Annotated in this window: 19 protein-coding genes, 1 tRNA gene and 1 pseudogene; 11 read left to right on the top strand and 10 right to left on the bottom strand. The window is 65.6% G+C overall.

Translation table 11 applies throughout. The annotated features are described in order from the left end of the window. The first annotated feature begins 130 nt into the window (after positions 1-130). The 3 genes from H5T74_08335 to H5T74_08325 all read left to right on the top strand — a co-directional run bounded on the left by H5T74_08335 (position 131) and on the right by H5T74_08325 (position 7752). Positions 131-3013, top strand: coding sequence for a hypothetical protein (locus tag H5T74_08335; protein ID MBC7230380.1), 2883 nt, complete (start codon positions 131-133; stop codon positions 3011-3013). Positions 3014-3329: 316 nt separating this feature from the next. Further along, positions 3330-6617, top strand: a complete 3288-nt coding sequence (locus H5T74_08330; protein ID MBC7230379.1) for a GAF domain-containing protein — start codon at positions 3330-3332, stop codon at positions 6615-6617. 244 nt (positions 6618-6861) lie between these two features. Further along, positions 6862-7752 (top strand): metallophosphoesterase, encoded by an 891-nt coding sequence (locus tag H5T74_08325; GenBank protein MBC7230378.1) that lies wholly within the window; start codon positions 6862-6864, stop codon positions 7750-7752. 75 nt (positions 7753-7827) lie between these two features. Here H5T74_08325 and H5T74_08320 read toward each other — a convergent pair whose 3' ends face one another. Both H5T74_08320 and H5T74_08315 read right to left on the bottom strand, forming a co-directional pair. Further along, on the bottom strand, positions 7828-8169 hold the full coding sequence (locus H5T74_08320) for a cupin domain-containing protein (GenBank protein MBC7230377.1): 342 nt from the start codon (positions 8167-8169) through the stop codon (positions 7828-7830). Positions 8170-8176: 7 nt separating this feature from the next. After that, positions 8177-8698 carry a hypothetical protein gene (locus H5T74_08315; protein MBC7230376.1) on the bottom strand — a complete coding sequence of 174 codons (522 nt, stop codon included), beginning with the start codon at positions 8696-8698 and terminating at the stop codon, positions 8177-8179. 522 nt (positions 8699-9220) lie between these two features. On the opposite strand from H5T74_08315, the gene H5T74_08310 reads away from it, so the two are divergent. The 4 genes from H5T74_08310 to H5T74_08295 all read left to right on the top strand — a co-directional run bounded on the left by H5T74_08310 (position 9221) and on the right by H5T74_08295 (position 14205). Next, entirely contained in the window at positions 9221-9433 is a 213-nt protein-coding gene (locus H5T74_08310) for a hypothetical protein (protein ID MBC7230375.1), read from the top strand. 533 nt (positions 9434-9966) lie between these two features. Then, a complete protein-coding gene (locus H5T74_08305; GenBank protein MBC7230374.1) occupies positions 9967-10962 on the top strand; it encodes a uroporphyrinogen decarboxylase family protein in 996 nt (331 codons plus the stop codon). 60 nt (positions 10963-11022) lie between these two features. Continuing rightward, positions 11023-13122 (top strand): S8 family serine peptidase, encoded by a 2100-nt coding sequence (locus tag H5T74_08300; protein ID MBC7230373.1) that lies wholly within the window; start codon positions 11023-11025, stop codon positions 13120-13122. Between the two features lie 15 nt (positions 13123-13137). After that, positions 13138-14205: a 4Fe-4S binding protein gene (locus tag H5T74_08295; protein ID MBC7230372.1), complete on the top strand. Its 1068-nt coding sequence runs from the start codon at positions 13138-13140 to the stop codon at positions 14203-14205. A 35-nt stretch (positions 14206-14240) separates the two neighbouring features. Here H5T74_08295 and H5T74_08290 read toward each other — a convergent pair. The 5 genes and pseudogenes from H5T74_08290 to H5T74_08270 all read right to left on the bottom strand — a co-directional run bounded on the left by H5T74_08290 (position 14241) and on the right by H5T74_08270 (position 16947). After that, a pseudogene (locus H5T74_08290) lies at positions 14241-14591 on the bottom strand (HEAT repeat domain-containing protein). 67 nt (positions 14592-14658) lie between these two features. Continuing rightward, a tRNA-Lys gene (locus H5T74_08285) sits at positions 14659-14735 on the bottom strand. Between the two features lie 195 nt (positions 14736-14930). Beyond that, positions 14931-15212 carry an HU family DNA-binding protein gene (locus H5T74_08280; GenBank protein ID MBC7230371.1) on the bottom strand — a complete coding sequence of 94 codons (282 nt, stop codon included), beginning with the start codon at positions 15210-15212 and terminating at the stop codon, positions 14931-14933. Between the two features lie 140 nt (positions 15213-15352). Then, positions 15353-16129, bottom strand: a complete 777-nt coding sequence (locus H5T74_08275) for a HEAT repeat domain-containing protein (protein ID MBC7230370.1) — start codon at positions 16127-16129, stop codon at positions 15353-15355. A gap of 53 nt (positions 16130-16182) precedes the next feature. Further along, entirely contained in the window at positions 16183-16947 is a 765-nt protein-coding gene (locus tag H5T74_08270; GenBank protein ID MBC7230369.1) for a metallophosphoesterase family protein, read from the bottom strand. Positions 16948-17368: 421 nt separating this feature from the next. Between H5T74_08270 and H5T74_08265 the strand changes: the two genes are divergently transcribed. From H5T74_08265 to H5T74_08255, 3 genes are all read left to right on the top strand, one after another. Further along, positions 17369-18160, top strand: a complete 792-nt coding sequence (locus H5T74_08265; protein MBC7230368.1) for a hypothetical protein — start codon at positions 17369-17371, stop codon at positions 18158-18160. Positions 18161-18317: 157 nt separating this feature from the next. Next, positions 18318-20000, top strand: coding sequence for an FAD-binding oxidoreductase (locus tag H5T74_08260; GenBank protein MBC7230367.1), 1683 nt, complete (start codon positions 18318-18320; stop codon positions 19998-20000). A 46-nt stretch (positions 20001-20046) separates the two neighbouring features. Then, positions 20047-20424 (top strand): gamma-glutamylcyclotransferase, encoded by a 378-nt coding sequence (locus H5T74_08255; protein MBC7230366.1) that lies wholly within the window; start codon positions 20047-20049, stop codon positions 20422-20424. 54 nt (positions 20425-20478) lie between these two features. Here H5T74_08255 and H5T74_08250 read toward each other — a convergent pair whose 3' ends face one another. The 3 genes from H5T74_08250 to H5T74_08240 all read right to left on the bottom strand — a co-directional run bounded on the left by H5T74_08250 (position 20479) and on the right by H5T74_08240 (position 23410). After that, a complete protein-coding gene (locus tag H5T74_08250; protein MBC7230365.1) occupies positions 20479-21582 on the bottom strand; it encodes a hypothetical protein in 1104 nt (367 codons plus the stop codon). A 35-nt stretch (positions 21583-21617) separates the two neighbouring features. Next, positions 21618-22607, bottom strand: coding sequence for a HAMP domain-containing histidine kinase (locus H5T74_08245; protein ID MBC7230364.1), 990 nt, complete (start codon positions 22605-22607; stop codon positions 21618-21620). Between the two features lie 260 nt (positions 22608-22867). After that, a complete protein-coding gene (locus H5T74_08240; protein MBC7230363.1) occupies positions 22868-23410 on the bottom strand; it encodes a hypothetical protein in 543 nt (180 codons plus the stop codon). A 234-nt stretch (positions 23411-23644) separates the two neighbouring features. Here H5T74_08240 and H5T74_08235 point away from each other — a divergent pair, with 234 nt between their 5' ends. Then, positions 23645-25789 (top strand): DUF3160 domain-containing protein, encoded by a 2145-nt coding sequence (locus H5T74_08235; protein ID MBC7230362.1) that lies wholly within the window; start codon positions 23645-23647, stop codon positions 25787-25789. Positions 25790-26027 lie beyond the last annotated feature (238 nt).

Genomic DNA, 26027 nt, shown 5'->3' with positions numbered 1-26027 from the left:
CGCCATCACCACCCTGGTGGGCACGGTGCTCTCCCTCCTGGTGGGCCTGCTGCTGGCGGCGGTGCTGGACGCCCTCCTGCTCTCCAGGTCCAAGGCCGCGGAAGTCCCGGCGGCGGAGTGAGGGGTGGTGATGGAGATGAGGCGCATACGTAGATGGGGTAAGGCCTGCGCAGGCGTTTTTTTCGCGGCCATACTCACCCTCTCCCTGCTGGCGGCCTTTCCCGCGGCCGGCGCGGACACAAGGGAGGATGCCATCGAGGTGCTTAGCTCGGAGGCGGTGATCCTGGAGACCAACCACAAGGGCGCCATCGAGAAGGGGCGGGTGATCACCTTCTTCGGGCTCAAGGGCGAGGGCAGCGTTGACGTGCGCAAGGCGATGGCCCTGGAAGAAGGAGGCAAATGGCAGGGGGTACAGGGCTTCACAACCCCCACGGTGGACGGAGACTACCTGGTCTGGAAAGGGCTGGAAGTGAAGGGGAACGCCAACTACCTCAGCTCCGTGATGATGGGCGAGGAGCAGGTGCGGGAAGTCAGGATGCGCATCCCCCTGGACATAGAATACATCTACGAGTGGAACGGCGAGATCATCTCCGACCCCAACGAGAAGACGGGCCAGGACGGCCACTTCAAGCTCTATCTGCGGATGAAGAACACCAGCAAGGAGAAGCGGACCCTGGAATACGAGGATCCCGAGACGGGGGAGATCAAGAGCGAGGAGGTGGAGACCTATCTTCCTCTGGTCATCCTCCCCTACGACTGGTATTTCGACAACCAGGTGTTCTTCAACCTCAAGGCTGATCCCACGGGGGTGGTGGTGACCTTGCCGGAGCACTACCAGGTGGGCTGGTCCATACCCCTCTTCCCTCCGGCCACGGAGGAGAGCCACACCATATGGGTGGAGGCGGACGTGAAGAACTTCAGCATGCCCCCCCTGGTGCTGTCGGCCAACTTCATCTTCCCCCAGACCAACCAGCGCGATACCCTGCCCGAGTTCGTCATCGGGTTGAAAATGCTCTTCGACGGGGTGAAGCAGATCAAGGAGGGGCTGGGGACCGCGGATACGGAGGACACCCTCCTCTACGGTGTGCACGCCATAAAGGACGGCTTGGAGCAGATGTCCGCCGGCCTGCCCGAGGCCAAAGCGGCTATGGACGAGCAGCTCATCCCCGGGGTGGAAGAAGCGGTGGCGGGCATCGGCAGCCCGGGCACCCCCGATACCCTGAGCTACGCTATCGACGCCGCCTCCGCGGGCCTCATGAGCATGCTGGGAGGTATCGGCGGTCCCGACGTGGCCAACACCGCCCTCTATGCCATCAACGCCATGAGCCAGGGGCTGCGGGAGATGGCTGCGGGCATAGGGTCCAGCGATACCCCCGATACCCTCCTCTTCGGCGTAGGCCAGGCGACCGCAGGCTTGGAGGAGATGGCTGCGGGCATCGGGGACGCAGCCATGCAGGACACCCTCCTCTTCGCCATGAATGAGATGCGGAAAGGCCTCAAGCAGATAAAGGCGGGGATAGGCGACGCGAGCGCCAACCCCAGCCTCCTCTACGCCATGAAGGAGATGAAGGAAGGCCTCAAGGAGGCAAGTCGGGGTTTAGGTTCAGCGGGAACTCCCGATACCCTCCTTTACGGCATCGCCGCCATGGCCGACGGCCTGCAGCAGATCCTAGCCGGCATCGGTTCGGAGGCGACCCCCGACACCCTCCTTTACGGCGTTTCGAAGATCGGAGAGGGTGTGAGTAGTGGGGATCCCTCCAATCCCGGCCTGCTCGAGGGGCTGAAGGAGCTGAAAGGCGGCATCGCGGAGATGTACTCACAGACCTCGGTGGACAGCGAGCTGTGGTCGGGCCTTGAGCTCATCAGGGTGCTGGCCTTCTGGACCGGACCCATCGTGGACCAGCTGGAGCGGGGCCTGATCCTGAGCACCAACCCCGATGATCCCTCCATGCACTACGGGCTGGGCATGATGCTGGATGGCATCGAAGAGATGATCGCGGGCATAGGATCCCCGGAAACAAAGGATACCCTGCTGTACGGTATCAACGAGATACGCAAGGGGCTGCAGGAGATAAGGGAAGGCATAGGGGGAGAGGAGAAGCTCCTCTACGCGGCCGCCCAGATCAGGGGCGGACTGGAGGAGCTCAAGCGCGGCATCGGGGATATCGACCAGAACCCCTCTTTGCTCTTCGCCGTGAACGAGGTGGAGAAGGGGCTGAACGAGATCCGCGGCGGCATAGGGGACCCCACCACCAACCCCTCTCTCCTTTACGCCGTGGCCCAGGTGGAGAACGGGCTTAAGCTCATGAAAGAGGGGATAGGGTCGGCAAACAAGGAGGAGACCTTGCTCTATGCCATGTCCGCCATGGGGGACGGGCTCATGCAGATCAAGGAGGGCATAGGCAGCGAGAGCACCGCCGACACCCTACTCTATGCCCTCGCTCAGGTGGGCAACGGCCTGGAGCTGATGAAGTCCGGGATCGGCGCGGAGGGGGCTCCCAACACCCTGCTCTATGCCATGGCCCAGGTGCAACATGGCCTGTACCGCATGAAGGCCGGCCTTTCCAGCGGCGACATGAACAACCCCGGCCTCAAGGAGGGGCTGATGATGATCTCTTCCGGGCTGGGGGAGGCCGTCTCGGGGCTGGGCTCCACCACCACCCCCGACACCCTTCTCTACGGCGCCGACCAGGTGGAGTCGGGGCTGAGGAGGATCTCGGAAGAGGGCATCAACGCCATGTACGAGGGACTGGCGGGCAACCTGGCCCGGCTTTACCTCACGGAATCCCAGCTGGAGGCGATAAAACAGCGCGGGGAGGAGTTCGACCACATACTGGGTCGGGCGGAAGGGGCCGAGAACGGCCTCGCATTCATCTACCAGACTCCTCCTTCCTATAATTACCATCAGGGGTCGAAAAAGAGCTGGGTGGTGGCGGGGATCCTCTCCCTCCTCTTCATCCTGGCCATCCTTTCCATAAGTGCCGCCGCACGCCGCAGGCCGGTGGTGGGATAGAGGGCTTTCCGGCGCCGGTGAGTCACGGCGTCCCTTGGGGGGCGCGCGGGCTCATCCCACTGCTGCCCGTGCCGCCGGGCTTATGGCCCGAAAAGCGCCGTGAACTCGCCGCCAAGCGCGGGTGTCCCGCCCTTGAGAAACCCCGCGGGAGGTTATCCGAACGCCGCTGAGCCCGGTCGTTTGCGGGAAGGATTTTATGAGGGCAGGCGAAATACTATAAGAGGACATTTCCGCGGGCGGAAACCTCGTTTCCGCCGCTGTGTGATGCAGTGGAAATGTCGCGATGATTCCCTCGAAGTTGGAAGGGGAGGGGCGAATGGACTTGAAAGAGGCCGTGGACCTGTACCGGGATATCCTGCAGCGCTATTCCCAGGGATTCTCCGTGGAGGAGGCTCTCGGGGTGATCGTCGAGGCGTTGGGAGGAACCAGGGCGGCGCTCTTCGTGCGGCGCGATCTCTCGCCGTTCCTAGAGCTCAGCATGGGCTGGGGAGTGCCCCCGGAAAAGCGCGAGGGCATGAAGGACGTGCTGCTGGCGGCGGACTGGATCGAGGCGCAGCCGGCCCGGCATTACGCCGTGATGGAGAGAGAGAGGCTGGCCGAACTGGGCCTGCAGGACCTGTGCATGGACGCGGGCGAGACCCTCCTGCTCTTCCCGGTCAGGAGCCGTGGCATGCTCAGGGCGGTGCTGCTGGTGGTGATCCCTCCCGGCGCCGCCCTGCCGGACCAGCAGTCCTTCAGGACCGCCGCCGTGGGGGCGGTGCTGGAAAAGCTGCTGGAGCTGCTCTCGTCCGGAGACGGGGAGGAGGCCGAGCGCCCGACCGCGGAACAGCAGGCGCCGGAATCGGGCGTGCTCTCCGAATACCTTTCGACTCGCATCGAGCCCGCGCGCGCCGCCTCCCTGGGGCTGGACCTCCTCATCAAGCTGTTGAACGTGGACGGCGGTACCGTACACCGTATGGAGGAGAGAGGCGGGGAGAGCCGGGCGGTGCTGGTGGCCTCCCGGGGATGGGGAGGGATGACCGAGATCATCGAACACCTCTTCGAGAACCGCCTTGCGGAGCTGCTGCAGGCCATGCGGCGGACGGAGGAGCGCGAGTTCAGCCTGGACGCGGGGCGCGTGGCGGAGTTCTTCCCGGGGGTGAAGCCCTATTTCCACGCCAACCAGGTGAAGAGCTTCCTCCTCACCCCCATCTTCCGGGGCGAGAGGCTGGTAGGCCTGCTCACCCTCTTCGGAAGGGTCTATGCGGCCATGGAGCCCAGGGACATGGAGCTGCTGGTACAGCTGTCAGGGAAGCTGGGCGAGCTTTTCGCGGGGGAGTCGGAGACCGCGGGAGGGGCGGAGCCGGGGCGCGGCGGGAAATGGGATTTCCCCGCCCTGGTGGAACAGCTCTCACGCCTTCCCGCCGCGGCGGCCTGTTTGGAGGACTTCCTATCCGCGGCGCTGCGCATGTTGGCCGCGGAGCTGGGAGCGGCCATGGCCTTCTGTTATTTCCGCGAACCCGGGGGCGAAGAGGTGATGGAGGACTTCCGCTGGTACGCGGAATCGGTGTACGGCGGGGAGGCCCTCTTCGCGAACACCGCGGGGGTGAAACGCGTCGCGGAGCATCTGGAACGCATGGCGGTGGTGAAGCCGGATAACCCCGCTCTGCGGGAGATGCCTGCCTACGACCAGGCGGTCCTGGAGGACCTGGTGCTCTTGCTGGTGCCGGCGCGCGAAGGCGCGTCGGCGCTGGTGAACGGGTTCTACCTGCGCCAGGAGAGAAAACTCACCAGGGCGGAGATGGAATCCCTCCAGCCCCTGGCCTCGGCCGTGCTCGGACTGGCGCGCGGGCTGGCCGGCAGGTCCCTGGCCGAGGGGTACCGCGCCGCCCTGGAGGCGTTGACGGGGATAGAGGACGAACTCGCCGCCTGTTCCCAGCCCGAACAGGCTCTGCGGGTCATAGCGCGCGGCGGCAGGAAACTCCTGGGCTGCGACCGCGTCGCCATCATGGTCTACGACGAGGACGGGGGGGCGCTCAGGGGGGCGGTGGACGCCCCGGAGGGCGCGCTGGAGGACGATCTGGGTTTTATTTCCAGCGAGGGCATGGCCTCGGCGCTGGAGCGGGGGCACGCGGTGTGCGGCACGGAGCGGCGTGAAGAGGACGGCGGAGAGGCCGCGATGCGCTCCTACATAGCGGTTCCCCTCATCGGGCGCAGGGGCAGGTTCGGCGCGCTGGTTTTCGAGAAGTTCTTCAAGGAGCAATACTTCCAGGAGTTTCACCGCCGTCTGGCGCATTTCCTCGCCGGCCAGGCAGTCTCCGCCCTGGAATCCCGGCGCGAGGGCATGATCCTGGAGGATACCCTCACCGAGAGCGAGTCCCTGCTGGGGATATTCCGCCGCCTGCCGTCCTCGCGGACCCTCGAGGACATGTGCGACGTCCTCTACGATGAACTGGCCGCGCGGATGGACCTGGACCTGCTCCTGGTCTCCGTGTTCGGGAAGGCGGGCATCAGGAGGGTATCCCTGCTCAAGGGAAAGAGGGAGGAGAACGGAGCCTTCGAGGAGCTACTCGACCCCCGAGGGCCGCTCATGCTCACCGTCTCGCGCGCGGGCAGGCTGGTGCGCAACAACCTCAACTCCTTCCTGCGCGGCCCAGGCGAGGACGAGCTGGCCATGAAGGGGATCCGTTCCTACATGGCCCTGGACCTCAGGGGTGAGGACCTCCAGGGCGTGATGCTGGCGGGAAGCTCCCGCGGCGCCGCCTTCGGGGCGAAGGAGGAGGCGCTGCTGGAGCGGACGGCGGGGATGGTCGGCGCCTACGTCGGGGTGCCGCTGCAGCACGACGCCATGCGAAGCCGCATACGCCTGCTGGAGGAGATGTGCCGCGTGCAGGAGGAAAGGGTCAAGGCCAAGACCGACCTCATCAACATGGCCTCCCACGAGATCCGCCATCCCCTCACCCTGATCATGGGCTTTTCGGAGGTCATGCGGGACTACGGAGAGAGCATGGACGCGGAGGAGAGCCGCGAGGTCGCCAACAAACTGGTGAAGGCGGCGGACAGGTTGCGGCGCAGCGTGGTGAACATGATGGAGATATCGCGCCTGGAGTCGGGCAAGCTCTCCCTGGTCACCGAGGAGGTGGACCTGCGGGTGCTGCTGGCGGGTCTACGGGAAGAACTCCAGGCGCGCTCCTCGCGGCACGCGCTGGAGATAAGGCTGGAGCCGGGAGCGGAGAGGATCTTCGCCGACCGCGACAAGCTGGAGATCGTGCTCTTCAACCTCATGGACAACGCCCTGAAATACTCGCCCCCCGGTTCCCTGGTGGAGGTATTCGCGCGCCGCGGCGCCCGCGAGGCGGTGCTGGGGGTCCGGGACGAGGGACAGGGCATCAGCGAGGAGAACATGAAACTGATCTTCCAGCCCTTCCGGCGCGTGGGGGAAGCCGGGGGCGGTTCCGTGAAGGGTATGGGGTTGGGCCTGTACATCGTCAGCCGCCTGGTGGAGGCGCAGGGCGGACGCATCGAGGTGAGGAGCGAGCACGGCAGGGGTTCCACTTTTCTCGTACACCTGCCCCAGCCCGGCATGGAGGGCGGCGCCTCCAGAGGCGAGGCGGCGAGGGCCTGACGGCGGAAGCCGGTTTTTCGGGTGTCCTAACCCTGTCGGCTTCCCGGCGGTGCGCTTCCGCTGGGCCTCGTCATACCCATATCCTCTTTTCGCCGCTGCGAAGATGAAAAAGCCGGAGCCTCTCCCCACGGGCGCCCCCGGCGCGACGGACGGATGGGGGACGCCCTCGGGGGCTGCCTTCATATGACCGGCCGCTTTGCTTTAATATAGAGATGACGTTGCCTCGCGATCGGGGGTGCTGCATTTGAGGATCGCCTACACCAGCGACCTGCACGTGGATATCTCCCAGCGCAACTGGGAGCTCGTCCCCTACCTGGTGGAGGTGCTGAAGGTGGTGGACCCGGACGTGCTGGTGATCGCGGGTGACGTGAGCCCCGAGCTCGGAGACCTGGAATACGCGCTGGACTGTTTCTCCTCCCTGCGCTGCCTCAAGCTGTTCGTCCCCGGCAACCAGGACATCTGGGTGCTTTCCGAGGAGATGCAGGAGCTGGGGCACGATTCCTACGAGAAATATTTCTTCTACCTGCCCGATGCCTGCAGGCGCAACGGGTTCGTGCCCCTGTGGATGGAGCCGGTGACCTTGCGTGGGGTCGGCTTCGCGGGGAGCGTGGGCTGGTACGACCGCAAGGGCGGCAAGGAGGAGCACGCGGCGTTTCCCAGGGAGCACCATTACCTCCTGGACAGCGTCTGGAACGACATGCGCTGGGCTTGCTGGGGAGACATCTCGCTGATGATGGAGGGGGTGCCTTCGCTGGCGAGGAGGCCCGACAGCGAGGTGGCACGAGAGTTCAATCTGCGCCTGGACCAGGATATAGAGGTGCTGGCAGGCGATCCCGGGGTGAACGAGATCGTGGTGGTCACGCATTACCCGCCCTTCGACGAGCTCACGGTGGAGGGCGTGCCCTTCCCCGGTTCCCGGGACACGGGCAACATACTCCTGGCTCACCCCAAGGTGAGCACCTCCATCTCGGGCCATATACACGACAAGCGCGACCTGCTGGTGGAGGGGGTGCGCGCGGTGCGCTGTCCCGTGGGATACCTGGGATGGGAACAGAGAAAATACCAGGATATGGTAATGGACTGCCTGGAGGTCATCCATATCCTGGAGGGCGATGACCTCCTCCAGGAACCCTGAACCCCTCTTTCTCACCGGGGGCGAGCCTTGGTCCCGGTCACCCTCGACATACATGCGCGCAGGCAGTAGGGCGGTTCAGGAGCCTGTGGAAGGTATGGTGCAGATGAAGCGCAGCACCTCCCCGCCGGGGTTCCTCAACTGGTGTAGCTCTTCTCCGGGGATGAAGACGGCGGTCCCCGGACCTATGCCGCGGCGCCCGTCCTCTCCCACCAGCTCGCCTTCCCCCGCGAGGATGTAGATCTCGTGCTCCCACGCATGGCGGTGGAGGGGCGAGAATCCCCCGGGTTCGATCTCGAACACGCGCATGTAGTAGTTGGGCGCCCCGTCCTCCGCGGATATGACCCACCTCACCCTCACGCCGCGGGTATCGCCGCCGGGGTCTTCGGCCGGTACTTCCGAGTAGTGGACCACCTTCATGGCGCTATTATACATCCCCGCCCCCGTCCAAGGCGGCGGTCTTTCCGTGAACGCCCCGGAGACGCAACAGCAGCCCTCCCGCGAGGACAAGGGCCACGCCGGCCGCGAAGACGAAGCCGCCCGCGTGGGGCAGGGCCCGGACGGCGAGCCTCTCCCTGACCAGTACCTCGGCGGCCTGGCCGATGAGGGGCAGAGCGCGGACCAACTCCAGCAGGCGCTCGTACAGACCCAGGAAGTCAAGGGCCTCACACAGGAGGGATGCCAGGTAAGCGATGCAGCCCGCGAGCAGGAGCAGAGAGACGGCGAGCGCGACCGTCCCCGACCTTCGCCTCCATGCCAGTCCGGCAAGCCCCAGGCAGGCCACGGCGACCAAGGCCGCCGTCAACCAGGCGTTCTCCGTGAGCTTGAAGGTATATATGCCCAGGTCCACGTCCGTGTTGAAGAGGATGCTCTTCCAGGTCACCGCGACGCGTGCCCAGGGAAGGAAAAGGGCGGAGAGGATGCAGAGGAGGCAGCCCGCCGCTACCAAGGCCGAGCCCCACCCGCGGCGGAGCCTTTCACGGCCTCCCGCAGCTTCAGGTGATACGCATCGCCTCGATCCCTCGGAGCATCTTCTCCCCATGAATCCCTCTCGTTTCCGGTTCTCCGCCTCACGGCGGCGCGGAACATTCCGGTTACCCGCCTTCCCCCTCATCTCCCGGGCACTTCCCCAAGCCGCCCCCGGGGCCTTTCTCCCTCGCTCCTCTCGCCGGGATCCCCGTCGCGCGCGATGATGGCGGCGGGCGGGGTGTGGATGATGCGAACGGTCCCTTCAGGCTCTTCCGGCATCACCCGGGTTCTCCTGACCGTAACCCGTCTCTCTCCGCCCCGGCTCGCGGAGCCCCGTCGTCTCTCCCACCCGTCACCCGCGGGATATCCCCCTTACGGCACGCCGGCACCAACCCTTCAGGTAATTATACGGGGAGACGGAAAAGGCAATATAGGGTGGTGTAGATAAGCGGCCGGTGTGGGCGTTGTGGATAGCGTATACGGACGATGAAAGGAAGTGGAGATGGGTACGCATAAGGGCTATGGCTTTCCCTTCGCCCAGGGCGGTGTGTACTGTCCCCTGTGCGGCGCGCGCATGCCGCGCGGCTCCTTCTTCTGCGGGCATTGCCGCCGCAACGGTCGCATGCATCTCGACGCGCACGAGGTGCGCGCGGTGCCCAAGGAGGTCAGGTTGCCACGGGGTATCCTGCGCCAAGGCCTCCGCCACAGCGCCTGACCGCCGCCGCGCACATACGGGGCGCCGTGGTGACGTATTCGCATTCGATGCCCGCATCCCCTCTATACCGCCGTTTCCGACATCGCCGTCGCAGCGGTGATCCACGGCTGCATGCCGTCTCGGGCGCTCAGGAGTCCTCGCCCGACAGCATCATCCAATGCCCTGCTCTGCCGTAAGGGGCGTTTCTGGCCTTCAGCCGCCATAAGAGGTGTGTCCCGCCCCGAGACGCCGAGAGGGCCGCGTTTCGTACACACGCTCCCTTTCATCCGTGCCTTGCCGATACCCCCGGCCGCCCATGGACGGCCGTGCCGCCGGTCTCGGCGACGGGTGTCGCGGCGGGGCTTTCCGGCCCCTTTCCGGCTCCCGTGGCGCGGTTGCGGGTATAATGGTTTAGGTACGGTGAGGGCTGCACCGGAGCGAGCACAACGGTCTTCCTCGACCCCGTCTTGCACCGGTGGCGTCGAGGGGGTCTCAAGAGTGAAAAGGCAGGTGGGCCGCGGAGAGACGGGAACCTGGGGAAGGGATCAGAGGGGATGAATCTCCTTGATCTGGTGATGAGCAGGAGCGGCCGCTTGGTGGCGCCCCTGGCGGGCTATCCGGGCGTGCGGCTGAGCGGGCGTTCCGTGCATGAGGCGCTGCATGACGCGGAGGCGCAGGTTGAGGCGGTACGAGCGCTCGAGGAGAGGCTGCGGCCGGACATCGTCTTCACCCTGCTCGACCTCACGGTGGAGGCGGAGGCCATGGGGCTGGGAGTGGACTTCCACCCACGGCAGCCGCCAAGCCTCCAGGACCAGAAGCTGCCCAGGCTGGAACGCTTTTACGAGCTGGGACCCCCGGACCCCGAAAAGGCGGCCCGCATGCCCGTTTTCCTGCGGGCCGCGGAGGCCTTGGCGGATGGGGAGGGGAGGATCACCGGCACATTTGTCACCGGCCCCTTCACCCTGCTCGCCCAGTTGCTGGGAGCGGAGGAGCTTCTGGACCTCGTGCTCCTGGGAGACGGCCTCGTCAAGCCCCTGAGCTTTGCCACCGAGGTGGTGGGCGGATACGCGGCAGCCTTGGCCCACCGGGTGGACCTGGTGATGATCGTGGATCCCGCCTCCAGCGCCCTGAGGGAGCGGGAATACGACGGGATCTACCGGCCGTTCGTGAGCGGACTGGCGGCCATCATCCGCTCCTCGGGGGCGATAAGCATGATGCATATCTGCGGGGATTCCGCCCACCTCCTGGAGACGCTCTCCCTGACGGGCGTGGAGGGGGTCGCTCTGGATGCGAAGGTGGACCTGGTCCGTGAGGCGGGCCGGGTGCCCTACAACCTGGTGTTGATGGGTAACATCGACCCCCGGCGCGTGTTGTGGCGCGGGACGGAGGAGGACGTGCGCTGGGAGGTGAGGAGGCTCCTGCGCCATACCGCCGGGATGCGCAATTTCATCCTCTCCACCGGGTGCGACGTGCCATACGACACCCCCTTGGCCAACCTGGAGGCGATGGTGCGGGAGGCCAGGGCTTGGCGGCGGCGCTCCGCCCCTTGAGCGGCCGGGAACGGGAGGACGGAGAAGAGGAGCGATGGCCGGCAAGGAGGAACGGCGGCGGTGGTGAAACGTCTGGTGGCCTTGGCGGCGTTGGTGCTCCTTTCGGCAGGCATGCTTCCGTGCGCCTCGGCGCGGGGAGAAAACGGCAATCCTCCCCTGCAACTGCCGGTGCTCCTGCTCAACGGGGCCATCTACCCCGATGTCTATGACCCGGGACACCTGCCGCCCCGCTTCGTGGTGGACGGTTATCCTTCCCGGGCGGTGGCGCCGTACCTCCTCCAGTTCGACGGGCCCATAAAAGAGGCATGGGTGGAAGACCTGCGGAGCATAGGCGCGGAAATCAGGGGCTACCTCCCCTACAACACCCTCCTCGTGGGCATGAACGGAGAGACGTTCTCGCGCCTGGAAGAGGTGGGCGATCTGCGGTGGCACGGACTCTACCAACCTTATTTCAAGCTCTCGCCGGCGCTGCAGCTGCGCCTGTGCCAGGGAGGGGAGGTGGTGGTGCTGGCGATGCTGTTCTCTCCCCGTTTCTTGGAAGGTTGCCTGGAAGAATTCACCACCGCCTCCCTGGAGGTACTGGGAGCCGCGGCGGACGACTGGTGCGCGTCGGTGGTGTTGCGCATGCCTGCGGAGAGACTGCATGAGGTGGCCGCCTCGGAGGCGGTGGAATGGCTGGAGCTCTGTGGAGCCGGGACTCTTTCTTCCTTCCGGGAGGCATGCCGTGGGGTTCCCGGATCCTCGCGGGGATCCCGGGCGCAGTTGGAGAGCGGGGAGGCAGTGGGGCTGTGTGATACCGGGCTGGGGCGGGGAGGCATGGAGGGACTGCCTTCCTACCTCGCCGCCTCCGTGGCCGCGGTCACATCCCTGCGGGGAGACGACGGTGTGGATATATGCGGTCACGGCACGGCGACCGCCAGCGCGCTGGTGGAGGCGGGCAGCCTGCAGGCGGGCATGGGATCGCGGAGCGCGGCGCGGCTCATCGTTTACGCCGTGGGCTACGGCCTCTCCTGCCCCCCACAACCCCTCAGCCTTTTCGGGATGCTCGAGGGCGCGTATGCGCAGGGCGCGCGGGCTTTCCTCTGCGGCAGCGTGCCCGAAGGCCGGGAATCCCTGGGGGCGTACGGGATCTTCGCCTCCCAGAGGGACGCGCTGGTGTGGAAATATCCCGAGATGGTGTTGGTGGAGGCGGCGGGCAACGAGGGGACGGACGCCGACGGCGACGGACGGGTGGACGAGGGCTCCCTCCTCGGAGGAGCGACGGCGAAGAACGTCCTCAGCGTGGGGGGATGCGAGGGCACGGGAGCTGGCCTGGCGGGAGAAAGGTACCCCGCCTATGGCGATTTCGAGGGGAGGTTCTCCGGCCGTTTCCCGTCGGAGCCCCTGTGCGCTGATGTATGCGTGGGTGCGGGCGGCGGCATGGCCGCTTTCAGCTCGCGCGGCCCGACGCGGGACGGACGCATAAAGCCGGACCTGGTGGAGACGGCCACGGGAATCGCCGTCCCCGCATCGGGAGGCGCAGTTTCCGCTCCGGGACTGCTCCCCGGCGAGGACCCGGGATGGTGGGTGGCCTACGGCACCAGTGTGGCGGCGGCGCGCGCGGCCGCGGCGGTGGCGGCCATGCGTCCGGTGTTGGCGAGGGCGTTGGGCGAAGAGCCCTCCGCCGCGCTGCTCAAGGCCTTCGCTGTCAACGGCGCTGTGGAACTCAGCCCGGGGCAGTACGGGAGAGACGACCCCGAGATCCCACCGGCTCCCAATGTGGTGGAAGGTTTTGGGAGGCTGGACCTCGGCGCCTTCAGGCAAGCCGGTTCTTGGCTGAAGGTGGTGGACGACCGCGAGGGACTGCGTCCTGGAGATGAGCGCGTGTACAGCGTGGACGTAACCGAGGGAGAGAGGCTGCTCGTCACCCTGGCCTGGTCCGATCACCCTTCCCTGCCGGAGGCTAGGCTGCACCTCGTTAACGACCTCGACCTCAGGGTGGTGGGTCCCGGCGGGGAGGTCTTTTATCCCAATGGCAGGAGCTCGCGAGACCCCCTCAACAACGTGGAGAGGGTGGTGGTGGAGGTGAAGGGAAGGCCTGGAGATTACCGCATCGAGCTATCGGCCTGGAACGTCCCCTTCTCCCCCCAGCCCTTCGCCCTGGTGGTGCAGGTCTTATGAGAGAAAGGGAAGAGAGTGGGAGATGACGTCTACCACCGCTTGAGGGAGTTCCTGGACCGCCTGCCCCTCGGATTCCCGGCCACCGCTTCCGGCGTGGAGATCGAGATACTCAAACGGCTGTTCACCCCCGAGGAGGCGGAGACGGCCATGCTGCTCTCCCCGCTGCCCGAGGAGGCCGCGAGCGTGGCTGAACGCGCCGGCGTGGACGCGTGCTCCCTGGAGGCGGCGCTGGAGGCGATGTCCAGGAAGGGCCTGGTCTACCGCGTCCGCCGCGGGGGGCGCACCCTCTACAATACCGCCCCCTTCATGATCGGACTCTACGAGTACTCGGTGGAGCGTATGGACGGCGAGCTGGCCGCCCTCTACCGCGAATACTACGACACCGCCTACCGGGAGGAGATGGCGGCGAGCGACGTCCCCGGTTTCAAGGTCCTGCCCATCTCCGAGGCGGTGGAAGCGGACCTCACCCTCTATCCCTACCTCGACCTCATCGAGGAGGTGCGTGCGGCGAGGGTGATCGCGGTGGCGGACTGCATCTGCCGCAAGGAAGCCGAGCTGACCGGAGAGGCATGCGATCATCCCCGCGAGACCTGCCTCAGCTTCGGGGCTGCGGCGGAGTACTATATCGAGAACGGCATCGGCCGCCGCATAGACGCCGAGGAAGCCATACGCATCCTCGAGGAATGCGACCGTTCCGGCCTGGTGCACGCCGGGGTCAACACCCGGCACCTCTCCAACCTGTGCAACTGCTGTCCCTGCTGCTGCGCCTCCATGAAGGGCATCACCAAGCTGGGCATGGACAAGCACAGGTTCCTCAACGCCGTCTTCTGCGCCGCGGTGGACGCGGACGCCTGCACCGGCTGCGGGGAATGCGTGGAGCGTTGCCCGGTGGGCGCAGTGGAGGTGGGGGATGCCGCGGCGGTGGACCGGGACAGGTGTCTGGGATGCGGCCTGTGCGCGGGAGCCTGTCCCGGCGGCGCCATGAGCATGCTGCTGCGAGAGGACCGCGAGGAGCCCTTCGAGCGGGTGGTGGACCTGGGCTTGGCCATCATGGAGGGAAAGGCGAGGAAGAAAAAGGGATAACCCCCGTATTCCTGGTCCACACGTATCCCTCTCCTACGCAGCCTCTCCAGGGCGCGGACGGCCTCCTTCCGTACATAGACGTCCGAGTCTTTCAGCGCCTTCTTTGGGTGGTCCACCGCGATCTCGCTGCCCACGAAACCCAGCGCCTCCACAGCGAAGGGCCGCAACAGGGGCCTGGTATCGTCGAGCGCCTCGAAAAGGGGTTGTTGGGCGCGGGGTTCCCCGATCTTTCCCAGGGACACGGCGGTCGCGGCGCAGATGTTGCCCGACCTGTCCTTGAGGCAGGCCAGCAGCGGCCCCACCGCCGATGCTTCCCCCATTTCGCCCAGGGACTCGAGGGCGTTCACGCGCACCCCTTTGTCCTCGTCGCTCGGGGCCGTCTGTATGCTTTGCTGACCAGGCCGGAGGTGGTAGGTTGTGAGGCCGCCCGTGTCCGCTGGAGATCATAGACAGTGGTGCGCCCGGAAGGACTCGAACCTTCAACCTTGGGATTAAGAGTCCCCTGCTCTGCCAAATTGAGCTACGGGCGCACGCCAATATATTATGTCTTCGGGTCGGCAAAAAGGCAAGGGATACCCTGGGGATCATATCCTGGGTCCATTACCGGATCGCCTGGAGTTGAAGGCTGTGCACCGGTATATCCCGGCCAGGGCAGAGTAAAGCCGCCCCGCGAAGGGGCGGCTCTAGGCTTCAATAAGGGTGCGACTCTCCGAAAACAGCCCTACCTACTTCTTTCCCGCTACGGCCGACTTCAGCGCCGCGCCGGGCTTGAAGGAGACGACCTTGGTTGCCTTGATCTTGATGGCCTCGCCAGTCCTGGGGTTGATGCCCTTGCGGGCAGCGCGCTTGCGCGCCTCCCAGGTCCCGAAACCGACCAGGGTGACCTTGTCGCCTTTCTTGAGCGCGTTGGTCACGATGTTGACCATCGCATCGACGGCCGCTCCCGCGTCCTTCTTGCTCAACTTGGCGTCCTTGGCCACGGCTTCGATCAGTTCCGCCTTGTTCATGACTCACCTCCTTCTGGTTACCCCGCTTCTTACATGAGATAATTCGCTGCCCTACAGGTTTTCCCTTTTATTGAAGCCTTAAGGCTGGGGATTCGAGCGGGGATCCCGGCAACACCCCATCTCGCCCCCGGCGCCGTCGGTCAGCCCTGATCCACACCCTCCGCGCCCTGGATCTCCTCCAAGGCCTCCGCGATCGCCGCCAGCACGTTCTCGCGCCCCTCGCGTTCCATGGCCGCCAGAAGCGGCTCCACCGCCTTGCTGCTGCCGATCCTGCCCAGAGCCCTGGCGGCCTCGAGGATGTCGCTCTCGATATCGCTGCGGAGCAGCGGAAAGAGGCTTTCCAGCGCGCGCAGGCAGTGCATCTCCCCCAGGGAGCGCGCCGCGACCGCTCGCACTCCGGCGGACGAGTCCGCGAGCATCTCGCTTATGGGTGCCCAAAGGCTGGGCTCCTCCATGACGGAGAGCGATTCCACCGCGCGCAACCGTACGATGCTCGCCGCGTCGCTCAGGGCCTCCACAAGATAGGGTATCGCCCTGCGGTCCCTGAGTTTGCCCAGGGCTCTCACTGCGCTGTAACGCAGCGAGAGACTGTGGCTGCGTGTGGCCGTGCAGAGGTCGTCCACCACCTGGAGGTCCCCGATGTCCGCGAGGGCGTCAACGATGAACTGGCTGACGCCCGGGGACTCCTTCTCGAGTCGGCTTAGGAGGGGCTTGACGGCCCTGCGGTCTCCGATGATCCCCAGTGCCCTGGCCGCGCCCTTGCGCACGTCGGGATTCTCGTGCGTCAGGGCCTGCAGGAGGAGGGGAAGCGCATTCTCGCCCTGGGCGGCGAGGAGATCGGAGGCGGCGAACCGCATGAAAGGCTGGGAATGACCCATGGCCTCCACCAGCGCGGGCAGATCACCCTCTGCTGCCAATTTATGTAAGTCATCCCGGTCCTTCATATGCATGATTATAAACCATCTCCCCCTCATTGTCCCAGGGACAGCCGCTGCGCCAGTATGGAAGGCAGCCCGGCTGCGATGACCTTTTCCTGGCAGGCGCGCAGGTCATACTCCAGGAAATGAAACTCGAGGGTCATCTCGTCGCCGTCCAGGAGGGCGAAGGTGGCGGCGGGGATGCCGCCACGGTACTGGCCGCAGCTCCCCACGTTGAACATGTAATGAGCCCCCGGCTTGATGGAGAAGAGCTCGCCGCCGCGCACGCCCCTTTCCGCCACACGGTGACTCTCCGCATCGAAGGCATAGGCGGCGCATACGTGGGTGTGGCCGATGAAACAGACCAGGTTTCCGGGGGGCGGATAATCGTGCACCAGCGCCTTGAAGGCGTAGGCGGCCTCGAAGGAGTCGAAGATATATGCGTCGGGGTCGCAGGGGGAGCCGTGGAAGATACGGAAGAAACCCCCTATCTCCGCCTCCTCGGGTAGGGAGAGCAGCCAGGCGAGGTTATCCGCCGTGAGCGCCTCCCGCGTGAAGAGGAGGGCCTCCATGGCCGTCGGGTTCATGTTGGGGGTCCTTCCCGCCTCGAGGTCGCGCAGACCGCGCTCGTGGTTGCCCTGGATGCACCGCACCCCTTTCTCCCGGACCAGTTCCACGCAGGCGTTGGGGTCCGCGTTGTAGCCGATGATGTCCCCGCAGCAGACGAGGGTGTCCGCCCCTACCTGCTCGCATTTCTCCAGCACCACCTCGAGGCCTTCGAGGTTCGCGTGGATATCGGAGAACACCGCGTACCTCAACGCTCACCCCCTCTGGCATTCCTTGCTCATTGATCAAAACGATTATGACATCTGCTCAGGAACACGCTGTATGTAGGTGTTTTAAGCCTATGAGGCAACCTCATGTTGTGCCGGCGCCATCCCTTCCTGAGCTAATGGACTAATCGTATTGATTATATACCGCGCGCGCTCGACGTATAACCTGCCGTGCCCCTCGGAGGGCACGAGCGCCTCCCCGTTCCGCGGGGTCGCCTAGCAGGTGTCCGGTGCCGCCGAAGATGCTGGTATGCCTTCTCCGCCGGGGCCGGAGGCGCATGTTATGACCTACATGAAGGTCGGCCGCTGCCTGGGGACGCGGCCGCGGAACCTGCGGCGGTTGAGGAGGGGGAAGCGGCGGCTTATGATTAAGGGGCGAAAGGAGACCCGGTAACGAGGAGGCCTTATGAAAAAGACGGCGGCAGTGTTGTTGGTTCTGCTGGTGGCGGCGTGGATGCCCGTGGGCTGCGGGGGAGGCTCGGCGGGCGGCGATGCCCTCTCCCTGCTCAAGGAGGCCACCGAGGCCATGAAAGGCACCGCGGGTTACCGCATGAAGGGAGACATCGAGATAGGCATGGGAGCCGCCTCGTCGCCCATGAGCATAGCGATCACCGCGGACGTCCAGAACGCCCCGGACGGGATGCGCCAGCACATGTTCGTGGAGATGGGAGGCTTCAAGGCGGAGGCCTACATCATCGGGGACACCTACTACCAGTACGCTCCGGGCCAGGGGTGGCAGAAGATGAACCTGGGACTTTACAAAGCCCAGAACATGAACATGGGGCTGGTGGACGCGGACCAGATGGAGATCATGGCGGAGCTGGCAGAAGATACCAGGGTGGAGGAGGAAAAGGAAGGAAGGGCCCTAATCTCCTTTCGCCTCGGCAAGGAGTTTTTCGACGCCTCCCTGGCGACGTATCGCGAGTATATCGAGAAGAGCGGCCAGGATATGCAGGAGGACTGGCTGCGCATGGCCGAGGAGTCGGTCACCGATTTCAATGCCGATATAAAGGTGTGGATCAACACCTCGAGCGGGCTCGCGGAACGCATGGAGATCGCCTATACCATGGCGGGGATCCCCCAGGTGGGCGAGATGAAGAGTTCCATGCGCGTGGACCTCTACGACTACGACCGGGACATCGAGATCGAGCTGCCCCCGGAGGCAGCCGGGGCGGAAGAGCTCAAGCTGCCCTCCTGAGGTCCAGGCCAGGCCGGCTTGCCCCTCCATACCGTCTCAACCGAGACGGCACACGATGCCCCCTTTTTCACCTGGGCAATCCCGGGCTGCTCGGGCGGCCGCTTGGGGTAAAATACTTCTTGGAGGTCAGAGCTCGCGCGACGAGGAGGTAGGTGCGATGTCCGATTACGTGGAGGGGAAGTCCCGCTGGTGGGGCTGGGGAGACCTGGACCAGAGGTTCGACGTCGAGAACCGCGAGAACATCATGCCCTTCTTGCGGGAAAACCTGGGAATGGCCCTCGACTGCGACCGCTTCACCGACCCTCAGCTGGAGGAGATCGACCTTCCTCCCTGTCGCATAGGCGCGGAACTCATGCGGACCCTGGAGGAGCTATGCGGGCCGGAAAACCTGTCCACCGGCAGGTTCCATCGCGTTAGCCATTCCATGGGCAAGAGCTACCGCGACCTGTTGCGTTTCCGCCAGCGCAGGGTGGAGCGTCCCGTGGACGTGGTGGTCTGGCCCCGGGAGGAGGGCGAGGTGGTGGCCCTGCTCCGCATCGCGGAGGAGAACAACCTCGCGGTCATCCCCTTCGGGGGCGGCTCCAGCGTCACGGGTGGGGTTGAACCCCTGGCGGAGGGAAAGGACGGGGTCATCAGCATGGACCTAGCCAGGCTGAACCGCGTGCTGCGCGTCGATGCCACCTCGCAGACGGCGGTGATCCAGGCGGGCGCCCTGGGGCCAGAGATAGAGGAACAGCTCAACGCCCACGGCTATACCCTCGGGCACTTTCCCGAGAGCTTCGACCACTCCTCCCTCGGGGGATGGCTGGCGACCCGCGCTTCCGGGAGGCAGTCCACCGGTTACGGGGACATCGAGGACATGGTCCTGGCCCTGCGCATGGTCACACCGCGCGGGGTCATCGACACCCGAAAGGTGCCCTCCACGGCAGCGGGACCATCGGTGCTACAGCTCTGTGTGGGGTCGGAGGGGTTCTTCGGCGTCATCACCGAGGCGACCATGCGCATCCGGCCCCTCCCTTCCGTTATCGACTACCGGGGGCTCATCTTCCGCAATTTCGCCGCGGGGGTGTCGGCCATCAGGGAGATGATGCAGCAGGGGCTGGTCCCCACCTGCGTTAGGCTCTCCGACCGCACCGAGACCGCCCTGGCCCAGGCCTTCCGCTCCACCACCGGCAGCAGGTGGAAGAGGAAGGCGGAGGACGCCGCCCTCAAGGTGCTGGCCAGCCGGGGCTACTCCTTCGATGACGGCGCCTTCATGGTGCTGGGCTTGGAGGGCGAGCGCGATGAGGTGGAATACCTGCGGGTGGGCATCCTGCGCCTCTGCAGGCAGCTGGGAGGCTTCCACCTCGGCACCAGCCCCGGGCGCCAGTGGTACAAGAGCCGCCATGAGACCGCTTATTTCCGCGAGCAGCTCATCAACTGGGGGGTGATGGTGGACACCCTGGAGACCGCCACCACCTGGGACAACCTGCTGCACCTCTACGGCGAGGTGCGCAGCGCCCTGCGCTCCGCCCTGGAGGAGGAGGGGAGGAAGAGCATGGTGGCATGTCACGTCTCCCATTCCTACCGCGAGGGCGCCTCCCTCTACTACACCTTCTTCGCTCCCATGGCTGAGGAGGGGAGGGAGGAGGAGCAATGGGAGAAAGCGAAGAGGGCGGCCTCGGAGGCGATCATGGAATACGGGGGGACCATTAGCCACCACCACGGGGTGGGTTACGAGCACGCGCCCTGGATGCGGCGCGAGGTGGGCGACATCTCCCTGGAAACCATCAGGGCGGTGAAGAAGACCGTGGATCCGGCGGAGATCATGAACCCCGGCAAACTCATCCCGCCGCAGTGAAGATACCCGGAGAGGCAGAAGAGGAGAGGCGCGGCAGGATCGGGGTATGGAAGTGATACCGGTATTCGCCTACGGAAACCTCAAGCCCGGCGAGAAGATGTTCCGCCACATCAGCCATACGGTGAGGGAGGCCATTCCCGCCTGCATCCCCGGGAGGCTCTACGAGACCCCCTTCGGATATCCCCTGCTGGTGGAGCCCGGGTCCGACTGCGGGACGCTCGTCAACGGGGTTCTGTTGGTACCCCAGGAGGGGCTCTACGAGGAGATGATCCGCATCATCGACGTCATCGAGAGAGAGGCGGGTTTCGAGAAGGGGGAGATGGAGGTGGTGCTGGAGAGCGGGCAGCGGGTCACCGCCCTCATCTATTTCTACCGGGAAGCGCCCCCCTACGCCCGTCCCTACTACGGCACGGAGTGGCCGTAACGGCATTGGGCCGCCGACGGACGGCATGCTGACGGCGAGGGCTGTCCGGCCCCTTTACGCTCCCTGGCGTTCGCGTGCCCGGGCGTTGAAGACGACGCTGGAGGGTTGGGGCGAATACCATGAGATCTCGGCCTCCTTCCCCTCCGCCGCCTCGAATAGGGCGGCCATCTGCCCCGCCAGGAGATGCTCGTTGTAGGGGTTCTCCACCGTGACCGTGAGCCCCTCGAAGCCGTACTCGTACTGCACCGGGTTGCCCTGCCCGCGGGGGGGCAGGGTGGCGAGGACGTTCTCGTAGATGCTCTCCCGCTCGCGCCTGGGGAGCACCCCTCCCAGGTGTCCCGAAACCCCCAGGTCTTTCAGGCGGCGGTGGGTGTAGTCCTTCTCGGCCTGGATGATGAGGGGGTAGATGTCGGAACCCAGCTCCCGCTCCAGCTCGCGGAAGACGACGCTGGGGACGAAACCGTCTAGGAAGACCACGCGCACGTCGCGGCGCGTGTCGGTGATCGTGCCTTCCCTCTCGTCCCAGCGCAGGTGGGCGAGCTCGCGCGGCACGCCGCATGAGGGACAGCGGGGCATGTAGAAGTGTCCGGGGAGGATGGGAGGATATTCTAGGGCCATGCGCTGGGAGATCTCCGGCCTGCTCTCGGCAGCCCTCACCACAATGACCTCATTTCCCTCCTGTTCTTTCCAGCGATACTCGAAGGGGCGGCGCTCGAGGCTCTCGAAGGCCCCCACCACGATGGCCGCCATGAGCTCCCGGTTGTAGGGGTTGCGGATCACTGCCTCCCCGCCTCTGCCGGGCCGGTAGCGGAGCGGCCTCGCATAGGCCTGGCCTAGCCAGGAAGAGAGGTGGCAGAAGGCCTGTACCGCCAGGCGCCGGTTAGGCCCCCATCTGCCGAGCGTATAGGGAAAGCGGGCCAGCTGGGAGCCGATGGTCTCCACAGCGGCGTTGCGCTGGGCCTCGAAGACGAGGTGGGATATGGAAAGGCCCATGCTCTCCTCGATGCGGGAAAAGAGATCGGTGAGAAAATCGGCCTCGATGATCACCACGCGGTAGTTGGGATTGGCCTTCATGGTGATGGTCCCGTTCTCGTTCCAGCTGATGAGCCTGCTGAGCCAGTAGGGAAACCCGCATCCGCGGCACTTTCGCATCCCCATCGTCGCCCTTCACCTCCGTCGTTCGCGGTCCTCCCTCAACTCTTGGCGGTACAGGCCTCGAGACCTCCCAAGGACAGCATGAAGGATACCCCGCTCTCTCCCACCATGTCCATCTTCAGCTCGCCTCCCAGTTCCTCCGCCATGGTCATGGCGAGGTGGTATTCCATGCCCAGGGTGGCGGCCTCCCCCTCGCTCTCCTCGGGAGGCCATTCCCCCAGGCGCTCCAGAGTCCTCCTGTTAAGAGAGGATTTGTGGCAGCGCAGGTGCATGGTGAGGCGGGAATCGCGGCGGGAGCACCACACCGAGACCATGCCGCCGTCCTCACTGCTGCGCATGCAGATGTCCACGAGGTTGTAGAGGAGGTCGAAGAGCAGAGAGGAGTCGCTCCACATGGGCGGGATGCGGTCCAGGAAGCGCAGGGCGACCTTGAGTCCGCGCTGCGCGAAGACCTCTTCCATCAGCGCACAGACCTCGGAGACGATCTCCGCCACCTCCACTTTCTCGTCGTGCGGTCTCTGATGATGGGCGCCGAGCTCCATGATGCGCATGAGGTCATTGGTTATCCCTTCCAGGCGCGACGAGGAGACCTTGATGAACTCCAGGAACTCGCGCTTCGCCTCGTCGTCCAGCCTGTCCCAGTATTCCCGCAGGGTCATGACGTATCCCACGATGGAGGTCAGGGGGTGTTTCATCTCCTGGGCCGCGATCCTAGCCATGTGCCTGGAGACCTGGTTGCGGGCGAGGAGGGCGGCGTGGCCTTCCAGCTTCTTCTCCTGCTCCCGGTATTTCTCCTCCCAGAGCACCGCGGAGGCGCGCTGATCCTTTTCCGCCCCTAGGAGGTAGCCGGCTAGGAGGCACAGCGGCAGGCTGAGGAAGGCGAGGACGACGGCGGCGGGGAACTCGCGCAGCAGCTGTCCGGGCGTCCCGGAGGAGATGAGGTAGTGCAGGAGAAAGAGCAGGCCGCAGAAGCCGGCTCCAACCAGGAAGCCGTACAGGGCGTATCGGTATTTGTGGGCACCCCTCATTTTCCTCGCCACCCTCGTTCAACGCCCTACCGAGCATCTCCGGCCTCCCGCCGACCAGGTGGGACCGCCCTGCCCTCGGGTGGTGCGGTTCACGAAAGGAGACGCCGACTTGCGGCATGTCCCGGCTCCGCATGCACCGCGCTCGAGTCTCGGCGCCGTTCCTCGACGGCTCGGCATTTTATCCCGCGCGTGTCCTCGGGGATAACCGGCGTTTATTACCTATTGTTCCCATCCGGTCGTCCTTTAATCCCCGCTTGTCCTCAGGGCACCGGCAGAGCGGGCGGCCTGACCTGCGTGTCCACTCCCATGAGCTTCTCGCCCCGGAAGAGCAGCACCGCCTTTTCGTAGACCATGATGGTGTTCTCGGGCATCAGGCCGTCCCCAGCCTCGTGGGTGAACAGAGGCTCCCCCAGCGCCGCCGTCGCCTCCGCGGGGGTGAGTGTGGTCCGGAAGTCCTGGGGATGAAGGTCGGTGGGAGGATAGTGCTCCGACTGGTCATCCACCGGCTCCTCTCCCCACAGGCGTCCGTTGTCGAAGTCCAGCACTCTCCCCAGCCTGAAATAGGTCCAGCGCTCCACACGGTCCGAGCTGTAGGGGTCGATGGAGATGAAGAAGTGGTCGGGATAGCCGTATTCCGCCACCGTCCTGCTCTGATCAGCGGAGAGACCGGGGATCTCACCGGGGATCGGCGTCTCGGGCTCCACTATCTGCACGGGCGTTCCGGTCTCGCCGCAACCCGCCGGGAGCACCGACAGAAACAGCACCGCAGCGATCAACAACAATATGGGGTCAGCCCTGGACATGGGACAAAAATCTCCGCCTCTCCAGAGTGCATCGCAGTTCGCTTCTCACCATACCGTCGCCTCCCCGGCTTCGGAAGTCCTCCATAAATCGTACGCCAATGACTCCCGACCGCCGCCATCCATTATTATAATCATACCTATTGCCGGTCCTGCGGGGATTGAGAGGCCTCTTCGGGGGTAGAGGAGGCTGGCCGCGGGCGCATCCGGCGGGGAGCGTTGAGGTTGTGATGTCCCATGTCCGGGGCTGACCCCATGGAGGTGAGAGTGCGCCCGGCGTATCGAGCGGCTGTCTTCCTGGTCCTGGCGGCTTTGTTGCCGGCATGGCTGACCTTCCCGGCTGGATGCGGGGGAGGGGAAGCCAGGATCGAGCTCTCCACGCATGTGATGGAGGACCGCTTCGCCCTCTATTACCCGGTGCCGGCGGCCACCGCCGCGAGGGTCGCCCCCTACGCGGTGAGCGCCGACCTCTCCGGCGTCGCGGGAGCCGCTGCGGCTCCCCCGGACCGGGAGGCGAGACAAGCACTGGCGGCACACGCCTTCGTCGCGGTGCCCGGGGAATACGACCGCATCGACCGCGCTTACCGGGAGATGGGAGGGGCGAAGTTCGTGACCCTGGACGCCGCCCTGTTCGCCTTTCACTGTCTGGGCACGCGTATTCACCATAACCTGGAAAGCGATGTCCTCGTGGGCGATCTCCGTAAACTGGTGAACGGGATGCTGGAGGTGGTGCTTGGATGGTACCGTGAGGCGAAGGGCGCGGTGCGCGAGGCGGCACTGGCGGCCTTGGCTTACCTGGGGGTGGCGGCCGACCTCCTGGACTGCGAAGCGGACATGCCGCCGGAGGCCGCGTGCCTCGTCGAGGAGGAACTCGCCCTCGTGCGCGGCGGGGGCGAAAAAGCGGTCTCCCCTCTTTTCGGCACCGCGGTGGATTACGGGCGCCTGAGCCCGCAGGGTCGCTACCGGACCGGGTCTGAGATGGAAGGATATTCTCGCGCCGTTGCCTGGCTGGGAGAGATGGGCTTCATCATGGAGGAGGGAACTAACCCGGAGGAGGTCAGGAGGGGGCGCGACATGGCCAGGCGCGCCGCGGTGCTCATGGGTGCTCTGCACGTGGCCGAGGTGGACGGGGAGCCCGCCCTCGCCCTCTGGGACCGCATCTACCAGGTCAACGCCTTCCTGGCGGGCGTGACCGCCGACTTCAACCCCTACGTCCTCGCCCCGATTATGGGCGGAGTGTTCGGAAGGAGCTTCACACTGCGCGACCTCGAGAACGATTCCGCCGTGGACGAGCTGCTGTCGCGGGTAGCGGGGGATAAGAGGAAGGAAGTAGAAGGAGGCAGGGGAGAAGCGGGCGGTGCGGCCCCCCCTTGCTTCCGCCTCCTCGGTAGATGCGAGAGGCTGGAGGACACGGTGTTTCCCGCCCTGGTGGCGGACGAGGTGCCGGGACGGCAGCTTCCCAGGGGACTCGACATCCCGGCCGCCCTGGGTTCGGATAGGGCTGCGCAGCTCCTGGAGGAGGTCTATGGGGAGGGAACGGAAGCCTACCGCGAGGGCCTGGCGGAAATGCGCGCGGAGCTCGCAGCACCAATGACTGCTCCCAGCCGCGTGGACCTCTACGGCGGCTGGCAGGAGGTGCTGCGCGGGGTCCTGGGACCGCGGGGCGGAGGATACCCCCGCTTCATGCAGGAGACGGCGTGGCTTGACCGCAACCTCTGTTCCTTTCTCGCTTTCCGGGTGGAGCTGAGGCGGGATGACGCGCAGGAGCCCGGAGAGGTCGCAGGAAGCGCGGGGACGGAGAACGTTGCGCGGGCGGGGATGGGGCAGGGAGAGAAGGGTTACGTGGAGCCCCTGCCCGATGCCTATGGGAAGCTCGCCGCACTGGCGGATGTGCTGCGGCGCGGTCTGCGGGAGCGCGGCCTCTCCGAGCCGGAGAGCGAGGAGAGGCTGGAGGCGCTCCACGGGCTGCTCCTCACCCTGAAGAGCGTCTCGGAAAAGGAGCTCCGCAACGAGATCCCCACCGCGGAGGAATACGCCGCCATTGCGGCGGTAGGGGACACCCTCTCCTTCATCGCCTCCCTGCCTCTGCACGGGCCGGAAGAGGTCCCGTCGGACCGTGACGCCTGCGCCTGCGGGTTGAGCGACCTCTACCGCGACCCGGTCTACGGCGAGGTCCTCCAGGCGGCGACGGGAAGGCCGCTCATCTACTACGTGGTGGCGCCCGTGGAGGGTCGCCTGACCCTTACCGTGGGGGCGGGGTTCTCCTATTACGAGTTCGTGAAGCCGGTGGGACAGAGCCATACGCTTGAAACCTGGGAAGAGGCCGTAAGATCGGGATCCATGCCGGAACCTCCGGCATGGACGGCTTCCTTCCTGCCATGAACGCCCGCCTCTTTCGCCCTTTGCCGAAGTGCTGTTGCAGGGGAAAGGAAAAGGGCCCCGGCACAGGCCTTTAATGAGGCGCTCACCAAGCGCCTTGCCGAAGCCTTCGCTGCTGAAGTTGATGACACTGTATACCGGCACAGGCCTTTAATGAGGCGCTCACCAAGCGCCTGTGCCGAAATGCTGTTGCAGGGGAAAGGAAAAGGGCCCCGGCACGGCCGGGGCCCGGTGACCTTGC

This window comes from Actinomycetota bacterium (genome assembly GCA_014360645.1).
In the GTDB taxonomy this organism is placed as follows: Bacteria; Actinomycetota; Geothermincolia; order Geothermincolales; family RBG-13-55-18; genus Solincola_B.
The sequence above is the reverse complement of the archived record's forward strand: the minus strand, read 5'-3'. Positions and strand labels throughout refer to the sequence as shown.